The sequence below is a fragment of the Streptomyces sp. NPDC048473 genome (assembly GCF_043200155.1).
GTDB lineage: Bacteria > Actinomycetota > Actinomycetes > Streptomycetales > Streptomycetaceae > Streptomyces.
The window spans coordinates 151,590-162,091 of the sequence record NZ_JBICXE010000021.1; the positions used below are offsets into that span (position 1 = coordinate 151,590).

Below are 10,502 nucleotides of genomic sequence, written 5' to 3' on the forward strand. Positions count from 1 at the left end.
TGCACCCCGCCATGGAGTCGTGCGGCAGTGCGGCGTTACGAGGGAAGGACGGCCGCGCCGCTTCCGGTTCCGGGCTCCAGCGCATCCAGTGCCCGGCGCAGGCCGGTCAGCTTGCGTTCCAGATGGGCGGCGGTGGCCACGGCCGCGGCGTCCGCCGACTCGTCGTCGAGCTGCTTGGAGAGCGCTTCGGCCTGTTCCTCTACGGCCGCGAGTCGCGCCGAGAGCTCGGCCAGCAGTCCTGCGGGCTCCTTCTCGTGGCCCGCGCCGCCGTTGGTATCGCCCTCCAGCTGGAGCCGCAGCAGCGCCGCCTGCTCACGCAGCTTGCAGTTCTTCATGTAGAGCTCGACGAAGACCGAGACCTTGGCCCGCAGCACCCACGGGTCGAACGGCTTCGAGATGTAGTCCACCGCGCCCGCCGCGTAACCCCTGAAGGTGTGATGCGGACCGTGATTGATCGCGGTGAGGAAGATGATCGGGATGTCCCGGGTCCGTTCCCGCCGCTTGATGTGCGCGGCGGTTTCGAAACCGTCCATGCCCGGCATCTGGACGTCCAGCAGAATGACCGCAAAGTCGTCCGTGAGCAGCGCTTTGAGCGCTTCCTCCCCTGACGATGCCCGTACCAGTGTCTGATCGAGCGCAGAGAGGATGGCCTCCAGCGCCAGCAGATTCTCCGGCCGGTCATCGACCAGGAGGATCTTGGCCTTCTGCACCATGGCCCGTCCTCCTCGCCCCGGAATTGCACCGGGCGCCGCCCCAGGGGACGACTCCCTTACGCCGTCCGTCCTTGTGCCGGTCATGGTAGCCGCACCCCGCCCGTCACCACACCCTGTCACCGCGATGTCACTGTGCACACAGCAGAAACGCGGTGGGGGACCAGAAGGTTCCCCGTACAGCGCCTTCTCACACTCCTGCGAGCACAGCCGATCATCAACTCATCGCGATTCTCACAATTAATGATCACTCTCCGCGCATCCACTGCTCCATAACGGAAAGGAGATGATCAGGATCGACAGGCTTGGTGACATAGTCGGAAGCGCCGGATTCGATCGCCTTCTCCCGGTCACCCTTCATGGCCTTCGCGGTCAGCGCGACGATCGGCAGCCCGGCGAACTGCGGCATCCTGCGGATCGCCGTCGTCGTGGCATAGCCGTCCATCTCCGGCATCATGATGTCCATCAGTACGACCGTCACATCGTCGTGCTGCTCAAGGACTTCGATGCCCACACGTCCGTTCTCCGCGTACAGCACCGAAAGACCGTGCTGCTCCAGCACGCTGGTGAGCGCGAAGACGTTACGGATGTCGTCGTCGACGATCAGCACCTTCTCGCCGTGGAACCGGAACATCCTGCGGACCTCCGGTTCCTCCTGCCCGCCGAGCGTCCACGGCTCCTGCGGAGCAGCCGGGAAGGCGGCGCGGGGCGGCAGCGCGGGGCGCCGCTCCGTGCTCCCCAGGGTCTTGCGGCGACGCCGCATCAGCCCGGCGGCACCGGCCGAATCGTGCACGGTGGCTGTCGAGTCAACGCCCGGACCGGCCTCCGGAAGCAGACCTTCCTCGACTGCGGCACCGTGCGCCTCGATGGGCCCGGGACCGATCTGCGGATAGCCCTGCGGCGGCAACTCACTCGGGTGCAGCGGCAGATACAGCGTGAACGTCGAGCCGCGGCCCGGCTCGCTCGCCGCGTGGATCTCGCCGCCCAGCAGCCGGGCGATCTCCCGGCTGATGGACAGGCCGAGCCCCGTACCGCCGTACTTGCGACTGGTCGTACCGTCCGCCTGCTTGAACGCCTCGAAGATCACCAGCATCTTGCTGGACGCGATCCCGATACCGGTGTCGGTGACCGAGAAGGCGATCAGATCGGCATCGGCGTCACGCAGCGAGCCGGCCTCCAGGAGCTGCTCACGAATGGCGTTCGGCACATCCTCGTTGGCGGGCCGGATCACCAGCTCGACCGCCCCGCTGTCGGTGAACTTCACCGCATTGGAAAGGAGGTTGCGCAGCACCTGCAGCAGCCTCTGTTCGTCCGTGTGCAGTGTCGCGGGCAGCTCCGGCGAGACCCGTACGGAGAAATCGAGTCCCTTCTCCGCGGTGAGCGGCCGGAATGTCGCCTCCACATAGTCGACCAGCTGGACAAGCGCGATTCGGGTCGGGCTGACGTCCATCTTGCCCGCCTCGACCTTCGTCAGATCGAGAATGTCATTGATCAGCTGAAGCAGATCGGAACCGGCCCCATGGATCGTCTCGGCGAACTCAACCTGCTTCGGCGAGAGATTTCCCTCGGCGTTGTCTGCCAGCAACTTGGCCAAAATGAGCAGCGAGTTGAGCGGAGTACGCAACTCGTGCGACATGTTCGCCAGGAACTCCGACTTGTAACGCATCGAGACCGCGAGCTGCTCGGCGCGCTCCTCCAGGACCTGCCGGGCATCCTCGATCTCGGTGTTCTTGACCTCGATGTCGCGGTTCTGCTGGGCCAGCAGCTCGGCCTTCTCCTCCAGTTCGGCATTGGAGGCCTGAAGCGCCTTCTGCCGGTTCTCCAACTCCTGTGAACGGTCCCGCAATTGCTCGGTCAGCTCCTGCGACTGCTCAAGGAGCTTCTCGGTCGTCGTGTTGACGCTGATGGTGTTGACGCTCGTCGCGATCATCTCGGCGAGCTGATTGAGGAAGTCCCGCTGGATATGGGTGAACGGCTGGAAGGAGGCCAGCTCGATCACGCCGAGAACCTTCCCCTCGAAGAGCACCGGCAACACGATCACATGCGCGGGCGGTGCCTCGCCGAGCCCGGAGGAAATCTTCAGATATCCCGGCGGAACGTTGTCCACCTGGATGGTCCGCTTCTCCTCCGCAGCCGTGCCGATGAGCGTCTCACCAGGCCGGAAGGATGTCGGCATCGATCCCGCCGAGTATCCGTAGCTGCCCCTCATACGGAGTTCGTACGAGCTGTCCTTGTCGCTGTCCGATCCCACCGCGTCGGCGTCACCGGTCGGCATGGCCATGAAGAACGCACCGTGCTGCGCGGAGACGACCGGGGTCAGCTCACTCATGATCAGCGAGGCCACGTCATCGAGATCGCGCCGCCCCTGCATCAGACCGGAAATCCGGGCGAGGTTGCCCTTGAGCCAGTCCTGCTCCTTGTTGGTGGCCGTGGTGTCGCGCAGGTTGGCGATCATCGTATTGATGTTGTCCTGCAGGGCCTGGATCTCGCCGGCCGCGTCCACATCGATCTTGAGGTTGAGATCGCCGCGGGTCACCGCGGTGGCGACGGCCGCGATGGCCCGCACCTGGCGGGTGAGGTTCCCGGCCATCTCGTTCACCGACTCGGTGAGGTCGCGCCAGGTGCCGTCGACGTCCCGGACCCTGGCCTGGCCGCCCAGCTGCCCCTCCGTGCCCACCTCGCGGGCGACCCGGGTGACCTGCTCGGCGAACGAGGACAGCTGGTCGACCATCGTATTGATGGTGTTCTTCAGCTCCTGGATCTCACCGCGTGCGTCGATGTCGATCTTCTTGGTGAGGTCGCCCTTGGCGATGGCCGTGGTGACCGTGGCGATCTGCCGCACCTGACCCGTCAGATTGGACGCCATCGAGTTCACGGACTCGGTGAGGTCCTTCCACGTACCGGAAACCCCCGGAACGCGTGCCTGGCCGCCCAGCTCGCCTTCCGTACCCACCTCGCGGGCGACCCGAGTCACCTCGTCGGCGAACGAGGACAGCGTCGTCACCATCGTGTTGACGGTGTCGGCGAGCTCGGCGACCTCGCCGCGCGCCTCGACGGTGACCTTCTTCGTCAGATCACCGTTGGCGACCGCGGACGAGACCCGGGAGATGTTCCGCACCTGACTGGTCAGGTTGTTGGCCATCAGGTTGACGTTGTCGCTGAGGTCCTTCCAGATACCGGTCGCACCACGCACCCGCGCCTGACCGCCCAGGATGCCCTCGGTACCCACCTCACGCGCGACCCGCGTCACCTCGTCGGCGAAGTTGAGCAGCTGGTCGACCATTGTATTGACGGTCGTGACCAGTTCGAGGATCTCGCCCTTGGCATCCACCGTGATCTTCTTGGAGAGATCACCCTTGGCGACCGCGGTGGTGACTTCGGCGATGTTACGGACCTGCAGGGTCAGGTTGTTCGCCATGCCGTTGACGGACTGGGTGAGGTCCTTCCACGTACCGGACACACCCTGCACCTCGGCCTGGCCGCCGAGCATGCCTTCCGTACCCACCTCGCGGGCGACCCGGGTCACCTGCTCCGCGAAGTTCGAGAGCTGGTCGACCATCGTGTTGAGGGTGTTCTTCAGCTCCAGGATCTCGCCCCGCGCGTCCACATCGATCTTCTGCGACAGGTCGCCCCGCGCCACCGCAGTCGCGACCTGGGCGATGCTGCGGACCTGATCGGTGAGGTTGCCTGCCATGCCGTTGACCGAATCGGTCAGATCACGCCACACACCGGCCACGCCGGGCACCTGCGCCTGCCCGCCGAGCCGCCCGTCGGTGCCCACCTCGCGGGCGACCCGGGTCACCTGGTCGGCGAATGCGGAGAGCTGGTCGACCATCGTGTTGATGGTGTTCTTCAGCTCCAGGATCTCGCCCCGCGCGTCCACATCGATCTTCTGCGACAGGTCGCCCCGCGCCACCGCCGTCGTCACCTGCGCGATCTGGCGCACCTGGGAGGTCAGGTTCCCCGCCATGAAGTTGACGGAGTCGGTGAGCTCCTTCCACGTACCGGAAACGCCGTCGACCCGCGCCTGGCCACCGAGGCGGCCCTCCGTGCCCACGTCACGCGCCATCCGCGTGACCTGGTCGGCGAAGGACGACAGCTGCGCCACCATCGTGTTGACGGTGTTCTTCAGCTCCAGCATCTCGCCCGCGACATCGACGGTGACCTTCTGCGACAGATCACCATTGGCGACCGCCGTCGTCACCTGCGCGATGTCGCGCACCTGACCCGTCAGGTTCCGGAACGCCGTGTTCACCGAGTCCGTGAGGTCCTTCCAGGTCCCCGCCGCACCCGGCACCTCGGCCTGACCGCCCAGCCGGCCCTCGACGCCGACCTCCCGGGCCACCCGGGTCACTTCCGAACCGAAGGACTGGAGCTGGTCCACCATCGTGTTGACGGTGTTCTTCAGCTCCAGCATCTCGCCGGCCACATCCACGGTGACCTTCTGCGTCATGTCACCGCTGGCCACCGCCGTGGTCACCTGCGCGATGTCCCGCACCTGCGTCGTCAGGTTCCGGAAGACCGTGTTCACCGAGTCGGTGAGGTCCTTCCAGGTCCCCGCCGCACCCGGCACCTGTGCCTGGCCGCCGAGCAGACCCTCGCCACCGACCTCGCTGGCCACCCGGGTCACTTCGTCCGCGAAGGTCCGCAGCGTCTCCGTCATCTGGTTGATGGTCTCGGCCAGCTGCGCGACCTCGCCGCGGGCGCTCACCGTGACCTTCTGGGACAGGTCACCGTTGGCGACGGCCGTGGTCACCTCGGCGATCCCGCGCACCTGGGAGGTCAGGTTCCCGGCCATCGTGTTGACGGAGTCGGTGAGGTCCTTCCATACCCCGGCCACACCGGGCACGGTCGCCTGCCCGCCCAGCTCGCCCTCCGTACCCACCTCACGGGCGACCCTGGTCACTTCGGAGGAGAACGACGACAGCTGGTCGACCATCGTGTTGACGGTGTTCTTCAGCTGGAGCATCTCGCCGGCCACATGGACGGTGACCTTCCGCGACAGATCACCCTTGGCGACCGCCGTCGTCACCAGGGCGATGTCCCGCACCTGCGCGGTCAACCGGTACGCCATGGTGTTCACGGAGTCCGTGAGGTCCTTCCACGACCCGGACATCCCGCGCACCTGGGCCTGCCCGCCCAGCTTGCCCTCGGTACCCACCTCGACCGCGACCCGCGTCACCTGCTCGGTGAACGCCGACAGCTGGTCGACCAGGTTGTTGACCGTACGGGCCACCTTCAGGAACTCGCCACGCAGCGGCCGAACCGTCTCGTCGGCCGTGTGCGACCGCAGCTCCATCCGCTGTTCGAGATCACCGTCGGCCACCGCCGACAGCACCCGCCCGACCTCTGAGACCGGACGTGCCAGATCGTCGACCAGCTCGTTGGAGGCGTCGATCGCGGCGGCCCAGGAGCCCTCACAGGCGCCCGTCTCCAGCCGCTCGGTGAGCTTCCCCTCGCGTCCGACCACCCGCCTCACGCGGGCCAGCTCACCGGTGAGATGGAGATTGCGGTCGGCGACTTCGTTGAAGACTGCCGCGATCTCCGCCATCACGCCGTCGCCCGAGACGGTCAGGCGCCTGCGGAAGTTCCCGTCGCGCATCGCCACCAGGCCTGCCAACAGTCTGTTGAACGCTGCCGCGTCGACGTCGATGGTTCCATTGCGCTGCTTTTTCACGGACTGTCCGCCTTTTGTGCGCGTGCCTGTTCCCCGCGCCGCCACGCCAGACTCCACCGTGATCCCTCCCGCAGGGGTTGACCGTATCGCTCGGGCCTTATCTGGGAGCTTGCCCAGTTCCTCATTGGCTCACCGCCACTGCCCACCGTCGACGGGTGACCATGCGGACGTCAAATCGTTGAAACGTACCAGGCCCGAACCAATCGGGGTGCGGCCTCCAACGGTTGCCCCACATCCCCCTGTTGGAAAGCCCACACTTGTCCGGTCACCTGCCCGTTCCTGGTCGTTCCTGCCCGAAGTCGGCCCTCGTGTACCCGACACCGAGACCGAGCGTCTAGCCTGGCAGGCGAATCGAAGCGGCGAGAAACGGGCACAGGACTCGGGGAAGCGACGAGACACCATATGGGGAGTGCTGTGATCACCGCGCGCGCGGCTGCCACCTTCGACCCGGTCGGGCGCTCCGTCGCGACCGCCCGCGCCTTTGTCCGTGACACCCTCCAGGGGTGGGGATACACGGATGTCGTCGACGACGCCGTCGTCCTCACCAGCGAGCTCGTGACCAACGCGGTGGTGCACGCCGGCACCGCCGCGGACGTGCTGTGCCTGCGTACGGAGGACGGCGTCCGGATCGAGGTCTCCGACCACTATCCGGAACGTGAGATCCCGCTCCAGAGCACAGGTCTGGACTTCGGCAGCCCGGACCGTGAGAACGGCCGCGGACTGCTGCTCTGCGCGGCCCTCGCTTCCCGGTGGGGCGTCGAGTATTCGCCCACCCACAAACATGTCTGGTTCCAGCTCCATCTTCCCGAGCGCCCGGTGGGCATCCGCTCCGCCGGTCCCCTGCTCCCGGTCGGCCTGCTCCCGGTCACCGACGAGCGCGTCCGGGTGGCCGTCGTCCAGATCGACAGCACCGGTTCCATCGCCGCCTGGAACGAGGACGCCGCGTTCCTCTTCGGGTACGCCGCGGACCAGGTCACCGGGAAACAGCTCACCGACTTCACCGCCTGGCCGCAGACGCCCGGCACCAACACGGGCATCGTGGACGCACTGCAGCTCTCGCGCTGGGAGGGCAGCTACGGAATCCGGGGTGCCGACGGCCGCACCATCCCCGTCTACGCCTCACATCTCCGGGTCCGCGACACCCACGGCGAACCGTCCACGGTCTGTCTGCTCGTCCGCGACTACGAACGCGCCGTACTCCAGTCCCCGGTACGCACACCGGTGACCGACACGAACGCCGAGAGCCACAAGACGGACCCGTTCGAGATCTTCATCGGCTCCCCCGCCCCCGACGACCTCGACGGCCTGCTCCAGCGCACGGTCGAGCGGGCGCGCGACATGCTCGACGCCGATTCGGCCTTCCTGCTCCTGGCGACGGACGACGAAACGGAACTGGAGGTGCGGGCCACGACCGGTCTGCCCTCCGCCCGCCAGCGTTTCGCCCGGGTTCCGGTGGAGGCCGGTACCGGACGTTACGGCTCCGCCCGGATGCCCGCCGTCCACGAAGACCTCGACAACGTGCCCGGCGCCGTCCCCCTGCTCGGCGGCACGGGGATGCGCTCCGTCGTCACCGTCCCGCTGAAGGTCGAAGGCCGTCTCACGGGCTCGCTGGGTGTCGCCGCGGAAGCATCCGGGCGTTACTCCAACGAGGAGGCCCTGCGCCTCCAGTTCGCCGCGGACCGCATCGCGCTGGCCGTCGAATCGGCCCGCCTGGGCGAGCTGGAACGCCTGCGCCGCGGTTCCCTCTCCTTCCTCGTCGAGGCCTCCGACCTGCTCGCCGGCACCCTCGACCGGGACCAGACCCTGGCGCTGATGGCCCAGATGACGGTCCCCACCCTGGCCACCTGGTGCGCCGTCTACACGATCGCCGACCAGTCCTCGGAGCCGTACCTCTCCTATGTGCTGCACGAGGACGAGGAGCTCATCGACGGCCTCAAGGCCCTGCTCTCCAAGATCGCTCCCCCGGACCCCGTACCGACCCCAGGGGCCCGTGTCTGGGCGGCCCCGTCCGAGGCCGCCCACCAGGCGGCCCTGCGCACCTCGATGCGTACGCTCGGCCTCGGCGATCCCGGCGGGCTCGGCTCCGGCATCCGTACGACGCTCGCCACCGCGGCCGCGGTGGGCGGAGAGACGGTGGTCCTGCCACTCGTCGCGCGAAACCGTGTCATCGGCATGCTCACGCTCGGGAAGCCCTCCGACGACCACTTCCGCCAGGAAATCCTGGAACTGGCCGAGGACCTCTCCCGCCGTGCCGCCCTCGCCCTCGACAACGCCCGCCTCTACTCGGAGCGCATGGCGATCAGCCAGTCCCTGCAGCGCAGCCTGCTGCCGCCGGGACTGCCCGAGGTCCCCAATGTCGAGATCGAGGTCATCTACCGCGCGGCGGGCGAGGGCAACGAGGTCGGCGGCGACTTCTACGACGTCTTCCCGATCCGCGACGGCGCCTACGGCTTCGCCATCGGTGACGTCTGCGGTACGGGCCCGGAGGCCGCGGCCGTCACGGGCCTCGCCCGCCACGCCCTGCGCCTCCTCGCCCGCGAAGGCTTCGGCGGCCCGGCCGTTCTGGAGCGACTCAACGCCGCCATCCTGGACGAGGGCGCCCGCAGCCGCTTCCTGACCCTCCTGTACGGGGAACTGTGGCCCCAGGAGGACGGCAGCGCACTCCTGAAGGTGGTCTGCGCGGGACACCCGCTGCCGTTGCGTCTGCGCCAGGACGGCTCGGTGGAAGCAGCGGCCGAACCCCAGCCCCTGCTGGGCGTCATCGAGGACCTCGAACTGTACGAGCAGACGGTGACCCTCGCCCCGGGCGATGTCCTGCTGTGCGTGACCGACGGCGTCACGGAACGCCGTGAGGGCACCCGCATGCTCGGCGACGACGGCCTGGCAGATGTCCTGGCCACCTGTACCGGTCTCACCGCCGGCGCGGTGGCAGCACGCATCCTGCGGGCGGTCGAGCGCTTCGCCGCCGAGCCGGCCTCCGACGACATGGCCATCCTCGCCATGCGCGTCCCCGAACCGCCCACCGCCTGACCCCACTTCATCGGGGCCGGAACCTCTGCGACACTCCGGCCCATGACCTCGGAGACGATCACCGCAGCGGCCGCGGGTACGTGGGACTCGGCGACCTGACAGTCAACCGCTCGGCTACGGCGCGATGCGCCTGACCGGCAGCGCCGCCTTCGACCTCGGCACCCCGAGCAACCGCGAACAGTCCATCAGCGTGCTCCGGCGCGCGATCGAGCTCGGTGTGAACCACATCGACACCGCCGCGTTCTACTTCTCGTCGCTGCGGTCCGCCAACGAGCTGATCAACCGGGCGCTCGCCCCGTATCCCGAGGACCTGGTGAGCGCCACCAAGCTCGGTCCCCGACGGGACCCGTCGGGCGCCTGGATCGCCCCCGCGAGACCGGACGAGCTGCGCGGCCAGGTCGAGGAGAACCTGCGCCAGCCGGGCCGCGACCACCTCGACCTGGTGAACCTCCGCCTCATGGGCCAGGGCTCGCTCTCCGAACATTTCGGCGCCCTGTCCGAGCTCCGTGACGCCGGCCTCATCCGCCACCTCGGCATCTCCGGAATCAAGGGCAAACACCTCGCCGAAGCCCAGGCCATCGCCCCGGTGGTCTGTGTGCAGAACCGCTACGGCCTCGACTCCCGCAGCGCGGGCACGGACGACATCCTGCGGAGCTGCGGAGAGCAGGGCATCGCGTTCGTCCCCTTCTTCGCCATCGCCGGCGAGGGACGCGCGGAGGGCGCAAGCACCATGGGCGCCAGAGAAGACGAACTGCTCGCCATCGCCCGCGCGCACGGAGCAACGGCAGTACAGGTCCGGCTGGCATGGACGCTGCATCAGGGCCCGCACGTGCTGGCCATCCCCGGCACTGGTAATCCGGACCACCTGGTAGAGAATGTGGCTGCAGGTGCCTTGCGCCTCTCAGCAGACGAGCTCGCCCGTCTCGATTCGCACCACGCGGGCGGGCAGTGAGCGTGAAAGCATCGCGACATGCGAAAGGCCCCCGCCGAGGGCGAATTCGAGGGGTCGTTGCAACACGTGGTCGGTTGATCAGGCCGCGAGCAGTTTAGACAGGCGCTCGGCTGGGGTTTCCCAGCCGAGCGTT

At 67.7% G+C, this 10,502-nt stretch carries 3 protein-coding genes and 1 pseudogene; 2 read left to right on the plus strand and 2 right to left on the minus strand.

The window, feature by feature from the left end:
* Positions 1–35 precede the first annotated feature (35 nt).
* On the minus strand, positions 36–713 hold the full coding sequence (locus tag ACGFU7_RS29025) for a two-component system response regulator (protein WP_393699547.1): 678 nt from the start codon (positions 711–713) through the stop codon (positions 36–38).
* Between the two features lie 244 nt (positions 714–957).
* Positions 958–6,387: a HAMP domain-containing protein gene (locus ACGFU7_RS29030; RefSeq protein ID WP_393699548.1), complete on the minus strand. Its 5,430-nt coding sequence runs from the start codon at positions 6,385–6,387 to the stop codon at positions 958–960.
* Positions 6,388–6,801: 414 nt separating this feature from the next.
* On the opposite strand from ACGFU7_RS29030, the gene ACGFU7_RS29035 reads away from it, so the two are divergent.
* Complete coding sequence (locus ACGFU7_RS29035; RefSeq protein WP_393699550.1) at positions 6,802–9,417, plus strand: SpoIIE family protein phosphatase; 2,616 nt, start codon at positions 6,802–6,804, stop codon at positions 9,415–9,417.
* Between the two features lie 42 nt (positions 9,418–9,459).
* Positions 9,460–10,369, plus strand: a pseudogene (locus ACGFU7_RS29040) (aldo/keto reductase).
* Positions 10,370–10,502: the final 133 nt, after the last annotated feature.